This window comes from Vibrio cholerae (assembly GCF_008369605.1).
Taxonomy (GTDB): domain Bacteria; phylum Pseudomonadota; class Gammaproteobacteria; order Enterobacterales; family Vibrionaceae; genus Vibrio; species Vibrio cholerae.
In genome coordinates, this window is record NZ_CP043556.1 from 167767 (window position 1) to 186315 (window position 18549).

Genomic DNA, 18549 nt, shown 5'->3' on the forward strand with positions numbered 1-18549 from the left:
AGAAGCAACAAACCGAGGTTTTCTTTATCTTGATCAGAATCTTATTGGTGTAATCTGCTAGACTTTGCCCTTTCTACACTGATGAATGTGCTGCGCTGTGCCGAAAATTAACCAACTGCGCCTGTATTGGGCGAATAAAACTGTTAACTACAGTGTCTTGATCTTATTAACTTTACTGGGTGTGGTGATCCCCGCTTGGTATTATCAGCTCAACACTTGGATCACCCCTTTGATTCTCGGGGTGATTGCCGCGGCACTCGCCGATCGAGATGACCGCTTTAGTGGCCGTTTGAAATCCATCATTCTCACTTTGATCTGCTTTGCGATTGCCGCTTTCTCGATTGAGATTCTGTTTCAAACCCCGTGGCTGTTTGCGCTTGGTCTATTCACCTCAAGTTTTGGTTTTATCATGCTCGGCGCTATGGGGGCACGCTACGCCAGCATCGCGTTTGCTTCTCTACTGGTTGCCGTGTACACCATGCTCGGTGCCCATCAAAGCACTAACATCTGGTTTCAGCCGTTACTTTTACTCAGCGGCAGCGCTTGGTACTACCTGATGTCGATGCTGTGGCATGCCTTTTGGCCAATGCAGCCCGTACAACAAAACCTCGCTAACGTGTTTCTGCAACTGGCCAATTATTTAGAGGCGAAATCCACCCTTTTCCACCCTGTTTCCAACATGATCCCGCAGCCACACCGGATCATTGAAGCCAATCTTAACGCCGCGACAGTCAATGCGTTAAACCAGTGCAAGGCGGTGTTTCTGACCCGCTCTAAACGGGGGCATGTGGACAGCGCCAGCGATCGCTTTTTAAACATCTATTTTCTGGCGCAAGACATTCACGAACGAGTGAGTTCCAGCCATTACCGTTACCAAGAGCTGGCCGATCACTTTGGACGCTCAGACATTCTGTTCCGCTTTAAATATTTATTGGAGACGCAAGCGAAAGCGTGCCGCGATATCGCTCAATCGATTCGTCTTGGACACAGTTACCAACACGACTCTGCTTCGATTGTCGCGCTGGATGAACTGCAGTTATCACTCAGCTATCTTCGCCAACAAGAGAGACGAGATTGGAAAAGTCTTTTGGGTCAATTAGGCTATTTATTCAATAACTTAGCGACCGTAGAAAAACAGCTCAATAACGTCAGTAACCCGGATGTGGCCAAACCCGAAGAAGGGGTACTGGATGACACTGAAGCGCACACCTTAAGCAGCATGTGGCAACGTATTCGCGCCAATCTCAATAAAGATTCGCTGTTATTTCGCCATGCGCTGCGCTTGTCCATCACGCTCACCTTGGGCTATGCGATCATCCAAGGGTTCGGCATTGAGCGCGGTTACTGGATTTTGCTCACTACCCTGTTTGTTTGTCAGCCAAACTACGCCGCAACCAAGCAAAAACTCACCGCGCGGATCATTGGCACCTTAGCCGGCTTGCTGATTGGCGTGCCGCTACTCACCTTCTTCCCATCACAAGAGAGCCAATTGGTGTTTATTGTCTTCTCCGGTGTGATGTTTTTTGCGTTTCGCCTCAACAACTACGGCTACGCGACCGGTTTTATCACCTTATTGGTGCTGTTTTGTTTCAATCAGTTAGGTGAAGGCTATGCGGTGGTATTACCAAGATTGGCCGATACCCTCATTGGCTGCGCCTTGGCGGTAGCGGCCGTGGTGCTCATTCTGCCGGACTGGCAATCGAAACGGCTGCATAAAGTGATGGCGGAAGCAATTGATGCCAATAAGCAGTACTTGGCGCAGATCATTGGTCAATATCGGATTGGTAAAAAAGACAGCTTGAGTTACCGGATTGCGCGGCGTCATGCCCACAACCAAGATGCCGCGCTTTCTGCCGCGGTCACCAATATGCTGGCGGAGCCGGGGCGTTATCGTGCGGCGGCCGATGAGAGCTTTCGTTTCCTGACCCTTAACCACGCGCTGCTCAGTTATATCTCGGCGCTTGGAGCGCATCGAACCCGACTGGATGATGAAACCGTGCATCAGTTGGTGCTCGATTCACATCGCGTGATCCATCAACATCTCGACTTGCTGCATCAACAGTTGTCCAACCACTGTGAAGAGTGTGATACCAGCGGTATTGATAGCTCAGGCCTAGAGAAACGTCTTGCTGAGTGGCGTGAAGATGATGAAGGCTCGGCGCGCATGGTACTGCAACAGCTGCACTTGATTTATCGCATGCTGCCTGAGCTGCACACGCTCGCCAGCAAGTTTGCGGTCAAGGTCGATTCTCAATCCGACTGAACGCGCCATTCAGATCGCAGGGAACAATAAGGTAAACCGTGTTCCCTGCCCCACTTCTGAGGTCACCGAGATCTTACCTTGATGTTTTTCCACAATTCCAAACGCAATGGATAACCCCAGCCCGGTTCCAACCCCGACCGGTTTGGTGGTGAAAAAGGGATCAAAAATTTTGGCTAAGTGTTCTGGTGAAATCCCATGGCCATTATCCGCAATTTGCACCTGTACCCAAGTTTTGCCCTTCTCATTCAAGGTATCGGTGGTAATGGTTAACTCGCCGTGCTCATCACAAGCGTGGGAAGCATTGATGAACATGTTCATCAGCACCTGCTGTATTTCAGGGGCAATCCCTTTGATCTTGGGTAGATTCTCAGCGAGTTGCCGATCAACCAGCATGGTGTATTTAAACTGATTCCACACAATGCGCAGTGCCGATTCTATGCAGTCGTTGAGATTGCATTCCGCAAAACGGCCATCACTGCTGTGCGAGACGCTTTGTAGGCTAGTGACAATGTCTTTAACCCGATGCAAACCACTGGCACTTTCTTCGACAAGGCTGAGCACATCTTCGCGCACGAACGCCAAATCATGCTGCTGTTTAAAGCGCATCCAAGCTTGATAAAACTCACTGCCTTCAAAACTTGGCGCTGACTGCTCAACGAAATCCGCTAACTGAGCAAACACCTCAGCATAATCACGCAAGGTATTCAAATTGCTCAGACAAAATCCAATCGGATTATTGATTTCATGGGCGACCCCAGCGGCCAACTGACCGACTGACGCCATTTTTTCTGACTGCAATAGCTGCGCCTGAGCGCCATTCAACTGCTCTAACGTGGATTGCAGCTCCAGAACTTTGTCGTACAAGGCGCGGCTTTTCTCCTCAAGGAGTTTTTCCGCGAGGATCCGAGCTTTACGTTCTCGCTCGTAAATGCGTTGATATTGCGCTTCGGCACTCATGATGGCAAAAATTCCACTACAATCTCACAGTGGTCAGCCCCGCAATGCATGCAGACGGGCTGAGTAATTTTTACCGGCTGATTAAATTGCTTGGCCGCGCCTAAAATTAACCCTTCCGCCGCCGCGCACAATTGTCGTTTCGAGTAGTAACTCATGGTCAGCGTTTTCTCTTCAACTCGGTTTTCAAACTGAGGCAAGTAAGCATTGGGATAGAGTCGCTGCACTTCTTTGTGGATCACTTTATCCACCGAAAGCAGGAAAGTTTTGAGGTCGCTTTTATGCGGGTAGTTTTCCGGCAAGCTATTAAATAAATGGGTAAACAGGTATTCACCATAAGCACGGACTAAATCAGGCGCAGGGATTTGGGCTTTCTCACTCAAATAACCCACCATGGCCAGTAACTCATCGTCGTTGTATTGCTGACCAGAGGTGTACACCCCTTCTGAGCTGGGTTTCAAATCTTCTAGCATCTGGTCCCAAAACAGCACACCAAACTTTTCAATCACCATATCGGAGAGAACGGTATAGATAATGCCTTGCATCTGGATTGCCTCACTTGCGCTTGTTTTCATTCAAGTGTTGTAGAGATAAGGAAAAGCCGCAAGATCGTCTCACCCAAAAGGAGTATTTTTCTTATTGCCAAACGAGTTGATGCTGCACAGATACCTGTTGTAGCCAAGGCAGATATCACCTGTTTTTTTGATAACCTTGACACTTTTCGGACAAGAAACCAGCAGCTCAGCGCTAATTTTTGCTTATTGCAATGCGGCAACAGGGAGCAACACCATGAGCACCGATTGTCGAAGACGTCTCAACAAAGACCTCTATTTGTTAATACCGGAACACCCAATGAACCCTAAACAATTTGAACGCTGGAAATCACAACTGAGTCAATTAAGCCCGCAGCAGTTGCGCGCCCTGCAAGGGGAAATCGATCGTTCGCTGCATCAAAATGAGAGTGCATTGCTCACCGAAGAAGAGCGCGATGCGATTGCGCATCTGTTTTCCTAACTTGAGTAACTCAGGCGATACGACTAAACTTTAACCGTAACGATGAGGTAAGCGCGATGTCCGTATCAGCAGTTTCTAATGGTTCATCCATGGTCATGCACTCTTCCAAAATGATGGAGGATGCTGCGCGCGAGATCCAACAGGCGAGCTTACCCGTTGAATCCACTATCGGAAAACCGATAGACCCCACGCTGCAACCTGCGCCTCCCGCACCGAAAAAGCAGTACGCCAACCACATTGATGCGCTCAATAGCCTTAATCAAGCCTCGCACTACAGCCGAATTGGAACAAACCTGATCCAGCGTGACCAAGATATGCTCGGCACCATGTTGGATGTGCGTGTTTAAGCCAAACTGTAAGCTTTTTTATCCTCGCGTTGAAATTCACCTCGTTGGCTTTACAATGCCCAGCAAACTCAATACCAAGAACTGTTATGCCTAAGCTTGCTTTGCAACCTCTTTATTCGCCAGATGTGGCGACGCTAGCTCCCGATAGATTGATAGATCAGCTTGCTCCCCGATTTGATAGACCCAGTGTCCGCCTAACGCCAAGCCCTGCTCTTACCGAGCAACAAGTGATGAAGCGTTGGCAAAAACTCGCCGCGCCCGAAGCGCAAGCTCTGCTTTTGGATGAGCAAACCGAGCGCACCATGCAGGCTTACCAAAAAAACATCGAGTATTTCATCGGCACAGTGAAACTGCCTGTCGGTATTGCGGGGCCACTGCGTATTAACGGCTCCCATGCGCAAGGGGACTATTTGGTTCCGCTGGCCACCACAGAAGCGGCGTTAGTGGCGTCATACCATCGTGGTAGCCAACTCATCACTGCAGCAGGCGGCGCAAGTGCGCTACTGCTCAATGAAGGGGTGACTCGCACGCCCGTGTTTGCTTTTCTTTCGCTGGCGCAAGCCGGGCAATTTGTCGGTTGGGTGACCAGCCAATTTGAGCAGATGAAAGAGATAGCGCAGTCCACCACCGCGCACGGCAAACTGAAAGATATTCAGGTCAATATCGAAGGGAATCACGTCTATCTGGTTTTTGAATACACCACAGGCGATGCCAGCGGTCAAAATATGGTGACGATTGCCACTCACGCTGTTTTTGAGTTCATCATGCACCACTCACCGGTTGCGCCAGTGCAAGCCTTTCTCGATGGCAATCTCTCCGGTGACAAAAAAGCCAATAGCTATACGCTGCGCAGCGTGCGCGGCAAAAAAGTCAGCGCAGAAGTGCATCTCTCTGCCGAGTTAGTCAAAAAGTATCTCCACACCACGCCAGAGCAGATGGTGCAGTTTGGGCAAATGACGACAGTGGGCGGCGCACTCAGTGGCGCGATTGGTGTGAATGCTCATTACGCCAATGCCCTTGCCGCGCTTTATATTGCGTGTGGGCAAGATGCCGCGTGTGTAGCCGAATCCGCAATAGGGATGACGCGCATGGAGATCCACCCTCACGGCGGTTTATACGCCAGTGTCACCCTGCCTAATTTGATGGTCGGAACCGTTGGCGGCGGCACCCATCTCCCTAGCCAACACGCCTGTTTATCGCTGATGGGATTGGCCGGGAAAGGCCACGCGCGAGCCTTAGCCGAAGTGGCCGCAGCACTCTGTTTAGCCGGTGAATTATCGATCGTTGGCGCATTTTGCGCGGGGCATTTTTCCCGTGCGCACCATAAGCTCGCACGCTGAGCATTGAGCACATTGCGTGTATACCGTTACCTCAATTTGTTCTGCGACTGTCCCCTTTCTGCTTGGTGTTGTAAGTAGAAAGGGGATCAAAGAAAGGGGATAACCATCAGTTAGTGCGTTAAAATCACATCACGCTGCGCCACACTCACCCCTTTAATTTGGGCAAAGACAGGCATACCGATCTCTAGCGCGAGTTCGGCGTGAGCCCACTCCGTCACCACTGCCCACAGGTAGCAGTGTGGCGCGAGCTCCAGCTTAAGCGAGACACTTTTTTTACTCGGCTGTTGGTGCTCAATCGCGACAATGCGAGCCGGTAAAATATTGCGAATCGAGCTTGCGGTCGGTTTATCCAGCGCTATCGACACATCATTGGCGCGCACCTGCATACGCACGCTGCTGCCCACGTCCGCCTCCACTTGCTGCACCCAAAGCCACACATCCTCCGCTAAGCGAACTTGCGTCAAACCATAGACTTGGTGATGTTTGGCTACGGTGGCAGAAAACAGCGTGCTTTGCTCACTGAATGATTGCCAAGGCCGCATCGCTTTGGATGACCAAACTTGCTCAATCGGCCCTGCGCTCAGTACCTTGCCCTGCTCCAACACCACCAGATGATCCGCAAGGCGTAAAATTTCCTGCATGCTGTGCGAGACATAGAGGATCGGCAGCCGAAAATGCTGCGCGAGGTTTTCCAAAAATGGCATCACCTCTTTTTTGCGCGGCATATCGAGCGAGGCCAGCGGCTCATCCATCAGCAGTAAATCGGGTTTTGACAGTAGCGCTCGCCCAATCGCTACGCGCTGCTTTTCGCCGCCAGAAAGATCGCGAGGATAACGGGCAAGGAGCGGCTCTAACGCCAATAGGCGGATCACACTGGCAAAGTATTCAGGATCAGCGTCAGTCACCCCGTAATTCAGATTGCCGCGCACCGTATAGTGCGGAAACAGTCGCGCATCTTGAAACACATAGCCAATTTTGCGCTGCTCAACCGGCAATTGAATACCTTGTGATGAACTAAAGAGCATGCGCCCTGCGAGGTGAATTTCGCCCACATCGGGCGTGGTTAACCCACTGATAAGGTTAATCAATGACGTTTTACCCGCACCAGAGCGCCCAAAGATCGCGCAAATCCCGACGGCGGGTAAACGCAAATCCACGTCAAGTTGGGTTTCACCCAACCGCTTTTGCAGTTGCAGAATCACTTCACTCATGATGTTAACCCACTCATGACGTTAAACCTAAGCGGCGCTGCATACGCCGACTTAACCATTCCGAGATAAATAACGAGCCGAGCGCGATGGCAATCGAGATCGCACACAAACGTGCCGCTTCCATTTCTGCACCCGGCGTTTCTAAAAAGGTGAACATGGCGAGCGGGATGGTTTGGGTTTCACCGGGAATGTTGGAGACAAAACTGATGGTGGCACCGAACTCGCCAAGGCTACGCGCAAACGCGAGCATGACGCCCGTGAGTATCCCCGGCAAGGTTAATGGCAGCGTGATGGTAAAAAAGACCCGCATCGGCGATGCACCTAAGGTGCGCGCCGCTTGCTCAAGTTTTTGATCGACACTTTCAAGGCTGAGACGTATCGATCGCACCATCAAGGGCAGCGCAATCACCATGCACGCGAGCACCGCACCGCGCCAACTGAAGCTAAAGCTGAGCCCAAACACCTGATAGAGCCACTGACCAATAAACCCCTGCCGCCCCATGCTGATCAGCAGTAAATAACCGATCACCACCGGCGGTAGCACCAAGGGCAAATGCACCAAACTATCAATCAGCCCTTTGCCGATAAAAGAGGTGCGCGCCAGCACCCACGCCAGCACAATGCCTATCGGCAGCAACCACAAGGTCGCATAGCCTGCCACTTTTAAACTCAGCGCCAGCGCCGCCCATTCGTAATCGGTAAGCCCCATCAATTACTCACTCACCGACTCAAAACCAAAACGTTGCAAGATTTGCTGCGCGGCGTCTGAGCGCAAATACGCCACCCATTCGGCGCTCGCCGTTTTATCATTCAATTGCGCCAGCGGATAGCGGATCGGCGGGTGAGACTGCGCCGAAAATGCCGTCACGATCGTCACTTTATCACTGAGCAGCGCATCGGTTTTGTACACTATGCCAAGCGGCGATTCACCACGCTCGACCAACGCCAGCGCCAAACGCACGTTATTGGTTTGCGCAAGGCGTGATTCCAGCTCAGGCCACACACCCGCATGTTGCAGCGCTTGCTTGGCATACATGCCCGCAGGCACCGCATCCACTTGCGCTACCGCCAAGCGAGAATCGGCCAAGGCAGTTTGCCAAGCCGCTGCATCTTGCAGCTCAAAACTTGCCACCGGCTGCGCAGTCGGGCGAATCAGCACCAAACTATTCGCCGCCAACGTCACCACCATGTTCGGTTTCACTAAGCCTTTCTCGACTAAGTAATTCGCCCACTCTTCATTGGCGGAAATAAACAGATCGGCAGGTGCGCCCGCTTCAATTTGACGCGCCAGCGAAGAAGAGCCGCCGTACACCGTCACCAGCTTCACATCATGCTGCTGCGAGTAGTCAGCCACTAACGCATTGACGGCATTGGTCATCGATGAGGCCGCGTAAATGTGCAGTGTCTCTTTCGCGCTCCCCAGCGGCGCGTTAAGCGCCACACACAGCAGGAGCAGAATTCGTGTCAACATGGGCATGTTCCTTATAAGTCAGGCCACAAAAGCGTGAGGTTGAGGTGCTGCTCAATCGCATCCGCAATACGGTCAATCGCCCGCTCTTGCGCCGCTCGGTGATCATACGCTTCAATCTCTTTTGCGCCAGCCCATTGGCAAATGCGCAATGCCGTTTCAGGGCAGTCAAAAATACCATGTAAATAGGTGCCAAAGCCTTGATTACAGTCACTGACTAACCCATCCAAGCTGCCATCACTGAGTATAATCGGGCTTTTTTGATCGGCTGCCCAACTTGAGCGCCCCGCATGAATCTCATAACCTTGCGCGGCCACGGTTTGGCCATCTAAGGTCAAATGACCTTGCACGTTAGTGAGGCGCTTTTCGGCGGTAAGCTCGGTTTGCATCGCAAACAGCCCCAGACCTTCGCTGCTGCCAGCCTCACCTTCAATACCAAGCGGATCATGTACCCATTCTCCAAGCATTTGAAAACCGCCACAAATGCCCATCACTTTGCCGCCTAAGCGCAAGTGACGGAGGATCTCTTTATCCCAACCTTGTGAGCGTAAATAAGCCAGATCAGCACGGGTGGATTTGCTTCCGGGGAGGATGATTAAATCTGCGCCCGACAGTGACTCGCCCTGCCCGACATAACGAAAATCGATATTGGGATTGAGCCGCAGCGGATCAAAATCGGTGTGATTGCTGATGCGCGTAAACACGGGAACCGCCACACGCAATTGGCGATCCGCCGACAGGTTTTGCTGCGCGGCAATCGCATCTTCGGCTTCCAGATCAAAACCATGCAGATAAGGCAACACGCCAATCACAGGTTTACCGGTTTTCTGCTCCAACCAATCAAGCCCCGATTGCAGCAAGCCAATGTCGCCGCGAAAGCGGTTAATCACAAAGCCTTTTACGCGCGCTTGCTCAGACTCAGAAAGCAGCGCCAAGGTGCCGTATAAATGGGCAAACACGCCGCCGCGATCAATATCCGCTACGATGATCACCGGCACATCGGCTTTTTCGGCAAAGCCCATATTGGCGATGTCATTCTCACGTAAGTTGATTTCCGCAGGGCTGCCCGCCCCCTCAATCATGATGGCTTCATACTCTTGTTGCAGGCGCTGGAAGGAATCCATGACTGTATCCATCGCGACTTTTTTGTAGTCGTGATAAGCGTTGGCTTCCATGTTGGATAAGGCGCGGCCTTGCAAAATCACTTGCGCGCCCGTATCTGAATTGGGTTTCAACAGCACTGGATTCATGTGTACGCTCGGCGCAATACCACAGGCTTGAGCTTGTACCGCTTGCGCACGGCCTATCTCGCCCCCGTCAGGCGTTACCGCGCTGTTGAGCGCCATGTTCTGGGGCTTGAAAGGGCAAACTTGAATGCCGCGGCGCGCCAATACTCGGCACAAACCGGCAACCAACACGCTTTTTCCCGCATCTGAGGTGGTGCCTTGCACCATTAACCATTTTTTCATGCAATCACTTAATGATGGATTGAAGTGCGCCAGTGTCGCCCACTGCGCAACCACGTTAACTAGAGGGGCAACCTCGCCCCTCGAAAACCAAGAGGCGTTAGCATACCTCAATACGGTCTGCGTCTGGTACTTTGCTGTTTTTAATGGGAAAGCGTTTTGTACAGGCTTCGTTGCCCCTCCCCCTTCTAGGGGGAGGATGGGAGGGGGTATTTCACGCCAGATGTGTTAAACGTGGAAAATACAAACTTCAGCGAAAACTAAATATTACTCGTCCTCCCCCTTCTAGGGGGAGGACGGGTGGGGGTATTTCACGCCAGATGTGTTAAACGTGGAAAATAAACACTTCAACAAAACTCAAATATCGCTCGCCCCTCCCCCTTATAGGGGGAGGTTGGGAGGGGGTATTTCGCGCCAGATGTGTTAAACCTGGAAAATAAACACTTCAACAAAACTCAAATGTTTCACGCTCCTCCCCCTTATAGGGGGAGGTTGGGAGGGGGTATTTCGCACCAGATGTGTTAAACGTGGAAAATAAACACTTCAACAAAACTCAAATGTTTCACGCTCCTCCCCCTTATAGGGGGAGGTTGGGAGGGGGTATTTCACGCCAGAGGAGTTAAACGTGGAAAATACAAACTTCAGCGAAAACTAAAATACCCCACCCTAACCCTCCCCTAAAAGGGGAGGGAACTGGATTTGTGGTCGTTTGGAGTCTATTGCTGATTTTGGGATAACGCGTTTATGGACAGAAGTTTGTCAGTGCTTTTACTAAATTAGCTATTCACGGATAACTTTTGATATTACAAAAGACTGTGTGGCACTGATTGATACGGTGCCGTACGTGAAAGGAAATGGACAATAGCATGCATCGTAACCTTGCGTTGCTCAAATTATTTATGCAAATATTCACGAAATATCAGTCAGGCTGATAGATCAGCTTCGTTACAGAAACTATAAACTATGCTTCCAGCGAAATAGTGTTATGAGTCATCTTAGCTATTATACCCCCAATTCGCTTGCGCATCTCACGTCTATCCACAATCATGTCGATAGCGCCATGCTCTAAAAGGAACTCACTTCGCTGAAAACCTTCGGGCAATTTCTCACGAACGGTTTGCTCTATAACTCGACGCCCAGCAAACCCGATAATTGCTTTTGGCTCACCGATGTTAACATCTCCCAGCATGGCTAGACTCGCAGATACACCACCCAATGTTTGGTCTGTTAATACAGATATATAAGGGAGGCCTTCATTGGATAAACGATTTAATACAGCGCTGGTTTTTGACATTTGCATTAACGACATTAGAGATTCTTGCATACGAGCACCACCACTGGCAGAAAAGCAAACTAATCCACAATTTGCTTCAATAGCGGCCTCAACGGCACGAACAAAACGAGCGCCGACAACAGAACCCATTGAGCCAGCCATAAAAGAAAACTCGAAAGCACAGGCAACAACTGGTAAGCCCAGTAGCTTTCCTTTCATCACAACTAAGGCATCCTTTTCTCCTGTACTTTTCTGGGCTATAGCAAGACGTTCCTTGTAGCGTCTCAGATCCTTAAAGTTCAGTAAATCTTGTGGCTCATGTTCACTGGCAATCTCAACTCGTTCCCCTTTATCCAGAAAGCTGTCTAAGCGGTGGCGTGCCGACATTCTCAAATGATGATCGCATTTTGGACATACCTCCAGATTTTCCTCAAGAGCCATGCGGTAAAGGATCTGGTCGCACGAGGGACATTTGGTCCATACCCCATCTGGAATCGACGCTTTACGTGTACTGATTATATTCTTTTTATCTAACAGCTTTTCTAACCAACTCATGGGATACCTTTACCAGATAACTTTAATAAGGGGCATTGTATAAGCCAATTTCTGGTAATAAAGTGTCAAATATGGGTTTTATAATCCAATATTATGGGATGAAATGAAATGTTTGATAAGATTGACCAGCAGTGGCTAAAAAGTTTTCATTGTGTCTATGAAAACAACAGCTTTAAACGCGCGGCGGAATTTCTAAACTTACCGACGTCAAATGTCAGTCGCCATATCGCTTTACTGGAAGAGCGACTGGATACACGACTATTTGACAGGACTACACGTCGGATAGCTCCGACAGATGCAGGGGAACATCTTTATTTACGAACACAGCCACTGCTGGACAAGCTTAATGACGCACTTGAGGAAGTGACTCAGCATTCTTATGAAGTCATGGGACAACTTAGAGTTTTAATGCCAGACTCGCCTGTTTTAGCTCAAGCAGTGGTTTCTTTTTGTACCCAGCATCCCTCAATTTCATTATGTTGTGATACGAGTATCAGCCCTAAAGAGGATTTACTTGATGGATTTGACGTTATTTTGAGCTTTCACAGAGGAAAGCTTGAAGACAATAATTGGGTAGCTAAGGAGATTAAACGCTGGCAAAGTGCTGTTGTAGCATCCCCCCAACTTCTAAAGGTCTCTCCCAGACCTTTTCAGATTACCGATTTAAAACACGTTCCGTGCATCAATAGCTTTACAGCACTAAATGGAATTCCTTGGGTTTTCAAAAATGCTAAAGGTGAGCAAATTACCCAAAAGGTGCAGTCTTCATTTAAGGTTAATAGCGGACATCTTGCCAAATCTGGCGCATTAGCTGGTTTGGGATTCGCGATACTACCAATCGAATCCTGTCGTAATGAGATAGATGCAGGCTCTTTGAACGTCGTAGAACTGGAGTACGAACCTGAAGATTTAGTTTTGTATGTCTTTTATGCTTCCAGAAAACACTTGGCTAAAAAGATCCCGATGTTTATTGAACACTTACAGCGCCAAGCAAATTTAGATAAAAGTACATAAGCTGAAGAACAATTTCTATGAAAGGCTTTGTCTGAACCACTTCTTTTAGAGTAGGTGATTAGCTAAGCGAATTGTTATACAAAAGTTAGGCTACTTGGTATACGCAGTATGGTGCAAGTAATTGGGAGATTCCGCGCATCGATATTGCGCGGTCTGCCATTAGTAAAAGTCGGGCTATTTTCTGGCAAAATTTACCACCGTTTTGTTGCGCAAACTTGGAAAGGGGCATTTTCGTGTCGCATGTCTCTATCACATCTTTAGACACAACTTTCAAACTCCAACCCATCACCCTCAACAATGCCTTACCTGCAACTAATACATACCACAATTAAATATGAACACAGTTGCTTTTCGCGTTTTATACACGACAGGGTTGAGCGCCGCAACTATTCAGTCTAAGGTTTGCGGTGAACGACAGGTTCAACTTAACACCTTTGCTTGCACACTTTCAGCCGCCCTTCGGGGCGGCTTTTTCGTTCTGGCTTTATTGAGCAGGTTGTGACTATTTCTTGAGGAGGGCAATGCACTCTTCATAGTCGGGCGCAGTGTGGATATCCCATAACTGTTTGGCGGCGTAGTGAGCAAAATCGTTATTGGCGGGTAAGATTTTTTGGCGAGCGTGTTTGGTTTGTAGATATATCGCTTGCAGTTCTTTCTGCTGCTCGCCAGTGATATGGCGAGAATTGGCGCACATGTCGGCCAATCCTTCGTAAGCGTAGGCATTCACTTCCGCCATGTTGATTTTGGCAAACGCGAACATGGGAAAAAGCAATATCACGCCTAGCAGAACCTTAAATCGATTTTGCATCTTTCCACCCCACAGACAATGACACTTCTCTCCATAGTATAGGTTGCTACTGGGCCGGCAGTGTTGCGTGAATCAAACCTCGTAAAATGAACCGAATATTAATCGTCGCCTCAGTATTGGTTCAAATCCGATAGCATTTAATAGCCACATCAAGACAACAAACAGTCTCCTTCGAGACACATTGATGAAAAAGGAAAAACCATGAAACGTACTATTATCGCTCTGACTTCTGCTCTGATTCTGGCGCCCACTTTGGTTATCGCGGCGGATAACGCGCAACACATTAAATTTATTGGCGACAACCAAACTCAAGCGGGCGTTCAGTTCCAAGGCCCTGTAGAAGTGGTGAAGGTGCAATCGCTGCTGGATTCATCCAACCCATTCATGGAGAAGAAAGTCGTGGTGGAAGGCAATTTGGTTCGCCAACTGCGCAAAGACACCTTTATGTTCTCTGATGGCAGCAACGAAATTCAGGTAGAGCTGGATGATGATATTCACCTGAACGCAACGCTCACGCCAGAAACCAAAGTGCGCCTGTTTGGGGAGTTTGAAAACGGCCGCACGCCTGAGATTGAAGTGGATCATATCGAGCTGCTGTAATCACTGCGCAAACTCTGTATTACAGCGATGTTTTCGGACATCGCTGTACTTTTTTCTCCAAGGTTCACTTACCCGATTTCGCACCGCTTTTTATATTTTGGCTGGTGCGCCTTTCTCTCCTTCAATTTTTTGACGAAAAAGCCTTCAAAAAGCAAGGTATTGAAATAAATGGCCTGTAATTTGCTTCTTGTTACGGTATCTTTGCCACCTATTTGATTGCTTGCGGACAACGTCATTATGCTGAAAAAAACGCACCTGAGCCTACTGCTGGGCCTTACTCTTGCCACTCCTGCCCTTGCCAATAACTTTAACTACAATTTTCTTGAGTTCAGAACCGCAATGAACCCTGAATCTGGCGGTGTGGAATTTAGTACCTACTTTACCGATAACTCGCACTTTATTGCTCGTATTGACTCTCAATTGGATAGTGATTGGGATATCGCAGGCGGCATCGGTTTTAATGGCCCGATTAATCAATTTGCCGATGTGTATGGGCAAATGTTGGTACACAACATTCGTATGCCTAAAGAATTGGGCGGCGAGAAAGATACTCAACTGGAATTCAACCTTGGCGCTCGTGCGTGGCTCACTAATCAGGTGGAAGGACATTTAAGACTTGGCCGTTTAGATGACCATTCGGTATTTATCGCAGGAGTGCGTTTTCACTCAACCGATCAGCTTTCGCTGAGTGCAGAAGCGCGTAATGCGGGTGTGTGGGGACCACAAGTCGGTATGGGCGTTCGCTTCCAGTTTTAAGCTTTCTGTTTGAGCCCCCTGCTTAACGTTCCCGTTTAAGCAAGGCTATACCAACCTTTAGAGGTGCTGCCTGCACCTCTTCATCCTATATCGCTGGTATTTTTGAATTTTGTGAATAGCCGTGGCCATGCTAGGGGCGGTTTTCGTCAACTTAGTGCAAGAATCTTTCTATCCAAGTAGTCAATACCCCGCGTTACGGTGTATAACTTTGTCAATAATAAAAACAAGTTAAGAGTTTTTTGCATGGCTGTCGGTTCTGAAGATCTGAATAAACTGGCGTTGCTTTTAAAACCGGGGATGAAGGTATCGGCTGAAATTCATTTTGGCCCTGAAGATACTTATGCGTTCCACACCACCCTGATTGGCCACAAAATTGAGCAATATATTGTGCTGGATCTGCCGCTCAAGGCGCATCAAGCCTTGGTGATGCGTAAACTCAAGAATGTCGCGATCGTCTTACGCGGTATGTGCGACACTGAATTGGGGCATATTTTGGCGTTTCAAAGTTCCATTTTGCAGCCCAGCACTAAGCCTTTCTGTGTTTTGTTTATTCGCCCACCCAAACATTTTGCGACCAAAGCGATTCGTAGCCATGAACGTTATAAAGTGGCGATCCCGGCTGAAGTGAGTGAAGACAACAAAAACTATGCGGGCACGTTAGTCGACTTTTCCATTTCAGGTTGCGGGGTGTTTATTCGTGGTGAAAATGAGCTCCATATGGGCTCTAAAGTGCGGATTAATAGTGAACTCGACCCCTTTCTGCCGAAGCGGCTCAAAAGCCATATCGTCAATATTCGGCGTAAATCGAATGGGCATTTGATCGGCATTCAGTTTGAACAACCGATCACTTTGACGGAAACGCTAAAAAAACAGGTTCTCGAACACGCTTTTCTCGCTGGCTCAATTTAAGCCAGCGTTTTTTTGGCCATGATGATGTTTGAAATGCTCCAGCGCTTTATGCAAAGTCTGCTCTTTCAGTGGCTTCACTAACACATATTCCGCGCCCGCATGGAAAAATGCTTGCCGTGTTTCTTCTAAGCCATCCGCAGTGCAGGCATACACCACCACCGGAAGATGCAGCACTTTTTTGATGGTGCGCGTGGTCTCAACGCCATCCAGATAGGGTAACTGGTTATCCATCAGCACTAAGTCGTAGTCATGTATTTTGAGCTCTTCAATCGCCTGTAGTCCATCGGTTACCCAACTCACATCTAAGCCATACTTACGACAGAATGCTTGAGCAATAAAGGCATTGGTGTGGTTATCCTCCACCAACAGTACACGCAGAGTTTTATCAAATAACGGTTGAGGATCAGGAGCCGGTAACAACTGCTGCTGCGCATCCGGTTTTTCTACCAGCTCAATCGGTAACTGAATTTCAAAACGTGTACCGATACCATACTCGGAGCTGACGTGCAGTTGGCCACTGAGCATTTCCACTAAACTGTGCACAATTGTTAAGCCTAAACCACTTCCGCCGTACTCTCGAGTGGTGGTCGATTCGGCTTGCATGAAGGGTTCAAAAATCACCGTTAAATCTTGTTCGCGGATACCAATCCCCGTATCGACGACTTGAATCACCAGTTGAGCTAACGGATCACCTTCAATTAATTGCAATTCGACACGTATCGAACCTTGGTGAGTAAACTTGATCGCGTTATTGAGCAAATTGAACAAGATTTGGTTAATCCGGATCTGATCGCTGCGCACAATCGCTGCGGTGGTGATATTGGAATTCACCACCAGTTCCAAGCCTTTTTCATTACATAAAGGTCGATAAATGCGGTCAATCGCGCACACCAACTCTTTAAGGCGAAACTCATTCTTTTGAATACGGAATTTGCCCTGCTCTAAGCGTGAGAAATCCAAGATGTCATTCAGCACTGCGAGCAAATGTTCACCACTGCTGCATAACACAGCCACGTGTTCGCGCTGTTCATCATTGAGTGGGGTCCGTTTTAGCAGTTGGGAAACACCGAGCACACCATTGAGCGGCGTGCGCAATTCGTGACTCATTTTGGCCAAAAACTCGGCTCTGACCCGTGCCGACTCTTCCGCTTCGCGCCTTGCGGCTTGGCTTTGTTTCTCCGCTTCCGCGATGGTGGTGATATCTTGCCCTTGAGTAATGATGGAAATGATCTGCCCTTCCACCATGATCGGCGAAAGGTTCCAGCGGTACACTCGACCATCCACTTCGGTTGTGACGTCACTCGGATTATCGCCCTGTGCCGCCTTAGTGATGGTCGGCAACAGTTGGCGTTCAAGAATCTCAAATAAGAAATGGTTTTGCGCATCTTCGCGTAAAAACTGGATTTGCGCTGAGGGGTTCATGCGGATCAGCCGACCAGAGGTATTCCAAAGCATGGTCGGTGAGAGCGCAAAGTTAAACAGATCTTCAAACTGCTTTTCTTTATTGGCGAGACGACGGAATGATTGTTCCAACGTTCGCCCAAAATAGTCGAACTCATAAATTTTTGAACCGATAAACTCACTTTTCGTATCCAGATCCATCAATTTATGGGTGTAATTCATCAAGGTTTCAATTTCACGCTGAATGCGTTTTTGTAGCCACCAGCGTGACGCGATGGAAACACCGATCATACTGATCAGCGCAAACGCCATCCAAAAATAGAAATTATCCCGCAGGGTGAGCACATTTTGGTTGGTCTGAATCGAGTAGACGCACAGATAGGTCGGTACACTTTCCACTTCTAAGAAGGTTTGCCCAACAATAAAGCTGTCGCGCATAGCATCTTTGGCGCTGTGCACCACATAGTCCAGCGAATAAGGTTCATTGCCTTTCAAGGTAGAAACCAGCGGCGTAGTATCGACGGCAAGGACTAGGTTTTCTGAGTTACTGCCACTGCGGATATTTTCCAACAGCGCAAAGTTATCATTGAGTACGATGCCTACATACAGATACCCAACAACCTGCCCGGTTCCCGCTTCAATCAGTGATGAACGACGCATCAAAATATGGACTGATTTTCCCTCGCTGGGCGTTTGAACCAAGTGCCAATTGCCACTGATCGCCACTCTGCGGATAAGCTTATTCAGCTCTTGCTGGGCAATGCCGTAAAAAGAGGCGTTGCCATCATCCCACAAGATGTTGTCGTGACTGGAGATAAAACGCAGATCTGGCGCATTAGAGAGTTCAAGTTCATCGACACTGGAAAAGAATTCATCCAGCCGACTCGAATCTCGGCTGACAAGTGCGTTGATTAAACTGGCGTTCTTGGCTGTGCTGTCTTGGTGAATTCGCAGTGCCGCAAGACGAAAATCAAACAAACTTTGAATCAAGCTAGAGGTTTGAACTGAGGTGCGTTGCCCTTCTTGAGCCATCAAGCGGCTACTGATCTGGTAACTTTGGAATAATACACTGACGATCAGAACGCCCATCACCACCACGACAGCATGGGTGATAAAAGAAGCGATGCGCTGTTTATGCTTGATTTGGCTAGGTCGAATGTTCAAACACGT

The 18549-nt window shown here is 48.9% G+C and carries 17 protein-coding genes; 8 read left to right on the top strand and 9 right to left on the bottom strand.

The window, feature by feature from the left end; genetic code table 11:
• Positions 1 to 97 precede the first annotated feature (97 nt).
• Positions 98 to 2263 (top strand): YccS family putative transporter, encoded by a 2166-nt coding sequence (yccS, locus tag F0316_RS14900; protein WP_032474428.1) that lies wholly within the window; start codon positions 98 to 100, stop codon positions 2261 to 2263.
• Positions 2264 to 2272: 9 nt separating this feature from the next.
• On the opposite strand, the gene F0316_RS14905 is transcribed toward yccS, so the two are convergent.
• Entirely contained in the window at positions 2273 to 3220 is a 948-nt protein-coding gene (locus tag F0316_RS14905; protein WP_001271643.1) for a sensor histidine kinase, read from the bottom strand.
• Positions 3217 to 3762, bottom strand: coding sequence for a heme NO-binding domain-containing protein (locus tag F0316_RS14910; RefSeq protein WP_001161568.1), 546 nt, complete (start codon positions 3760 to 3762; stop codon positions 3217 to 3219). Before F0316_RS14910 ends, F0316_RS14905 begins: the two co-directional genes overlap by 4 nt.
• Positions 3763 to 4069: 307 nt before the next feature.
• Here F0316_RS14910 and F0316_RS14915 point away from each other — a divergent pair, with 307 nt between their 5' ends.
• From F0316_RS14915 to F0316_RS14925, 3 genes are all read left to right on the top strand, one after another.
• Positions 4070 to 4231, top strand: a complete 162-nt coding sequence (locus F0316_RS14915; protein WP_001068418.1) for a hypothetical protein — start codon at positions 4070 to 4072, stop codon at positions 4229 to 4231.
• A gap of 56 nt (positions 4232 to 4287) precedes the next feature.
• Complete coding sequence (locus F0316_RS14920) at positions 4288 to 4578, top strand: hypothetical protein (RefSeq protein WP_001889103.1); 291 nt, start codon at positions 4288 to 4290, stop codon at positions 4576 to 4578.
• Positions 4579 to 4664: 86 nt separating this feature from the next.
• A complete protein-coding gene (locus F0316_RS14925; protein ID WP_033930492.1) occupies positions 4665 to 5918 on the top strand; it encodes a hydroxymethylglutaryl-CoA reductase in 1254 nt (417 codons plus the stop codon).
• Positions 5919 to 6028: 110 nt separating this feature from the next.
• Here the strand turns inward: F0316_RS14925 and modC are convergent, their stop codons facing one another.
• From modC to accD, 5 genes are all read right to left on the bottom strand, one after another.
• A complete protein-coding gene (modC, locus tag F0316_RS14930) occupies positions 6029 to 7129 on the bottom strand; it encodes a molybdenum ABC transporter ATP-binding protein ModC (protein ID WP_149560655.1) in 1101 nt (366 codons plus the stop codon).
• Between the two features lie 13 nt (positions 7130 to 7142).
• On the bottom strand, positions 7143 to 7838 hold the full coding sequence (gene modB, locus F0316_RS14935) for a molybdate ABC transporter permease subunit (protein ID WP_033930494.1): 696 nt from the start codon (positions 7836 to 7838) through the stop codon (positions 7143 to 7145).
• 3 nt (positions 7839 to 7841) lie between these two features.
• Positions 7842 to 8600, bottom strand: coding sequence for a molybdate ABC transporter substrate-binding protein (gene modA, locus F0316_RS14940; RefSeq protein ID WP_172626059.1), 759 nt, complete (start codon positions 8598 to 8600; stop codon positions 7842 to 7844).
• An 11-nt stretch (positions 8601 to 8611) separates the two neighbouring features.
• On the bottom strand, positions 8612 to 10066 hold the full coding sequence (locus tag F0316_RS14945) for a cobyric acid synthase (protein ID WP_149560657.1): 1455 nt from the start codon (positions 10064 to 10066) through the stop codon (positions 8612 to 8614).
• A gap of 958 nt (positions 10067 to 11024) precedes the next feature.
• Entirely contained in the window at positions 11025 to 11891 is an 867-nt protein-coding gene (accD, locus tag F0316_RS14950; protein WP_000118600.1) for an acetyl-CoA carboxylase, carboxyltransferase subunit beta, read from the bottom strand.
• 108 nt (positions 11892 to 11999) lie between these two features.
• On the opposite strand from accD, the gene F0316_RS14955 reads away from it, so the two are divergent.
• Complete coding sequence (locus F0316_RS14955; protein WP_000459760.1) at positions 12000 to 12905, top strand: LysR family transcriptional regulator; 906 nt, start codon at positions 12000 to 12002, stop codon at positions 12903 to 12905.
• Positions 12906 to 13407: 502 nt separating this feature from the next.
• Here the strand turns inward: F0316_RS14955 and F0316_RS14960 are convergent.
• Positions 13408 to 13713, bottom strand: a complete 306-nt coding sequence (locus F0316_RS14960) for a hypothetical protein (RefSeq protein ID WP_001181133.1) — start codon at positions 13711 to 13713, stop codon at positions 13408 to 13410.
• A 201-nt stretch (positions 13714 to 13914) separates the two neighbouring features.
• Between F0316_RS14960 and F0316_RS14965 the strand changes: the two genes are divergently transcribed.
• From F0316_RS14965 to F0316_RS14980, 3 genes are all read left to right on the top strand, one after another.
• Complete coding sequence (locus tag F0316_RS14965; protein WP_000831416.1) at positions 13915 to 14313, top strand: YgiW/YdeI family stress tolerance OB fold protein; 399 nt, start codon at positions 13915 to 13917, stop codon at positions 14311 to 14313.
• A gap of 237 nt (positions 14314 to 14550) precedes the next feature.
• Complete coding sequence (locus F0316_RS14975; protein ID WP_000914961.1) at positions 14551 to 15069, top strand: hypothetical protein; 519 nt, start codon at positions 14551 to 14553, stop codon at positions 15067 to 15069.
• 243 nt (positions 15070 to 15312) lie between these two features.
• Positions 15313 to 15978 carry a PilZ domain-containing protein gene (locus F0316_RS14980; protein WP_000268198.1) on the top strand — a complete coding sequence of 222 codons (666 nt, stop codon included), beginning with the start codon at positions 15313 to 15315 and terminating at the stop codon, positions 15976 to 15978.
• On the opposite strand, the gene luxQ is transcribed toward F0316_RS14980, so the two are convergent.
• Positions 15970 to 18543, bottom strand: a complete 2574-nt coding sequence (gene luxQ / locus F0316_RS14985) for a quorum-sensing autoinducer 2 sensor kinase/phosphatase LuxQ (protein WP_041052081.1) — start codon at positions 18541 to 18543, stop codon at positions 15970 to 15972. The two genes, F0316_RS14980 and luxQ, sit on opposite strands and share 9 nt — an antisense overlap.
• Positions 18544 to 18549 lie beyond the last annotated feature (6 nt).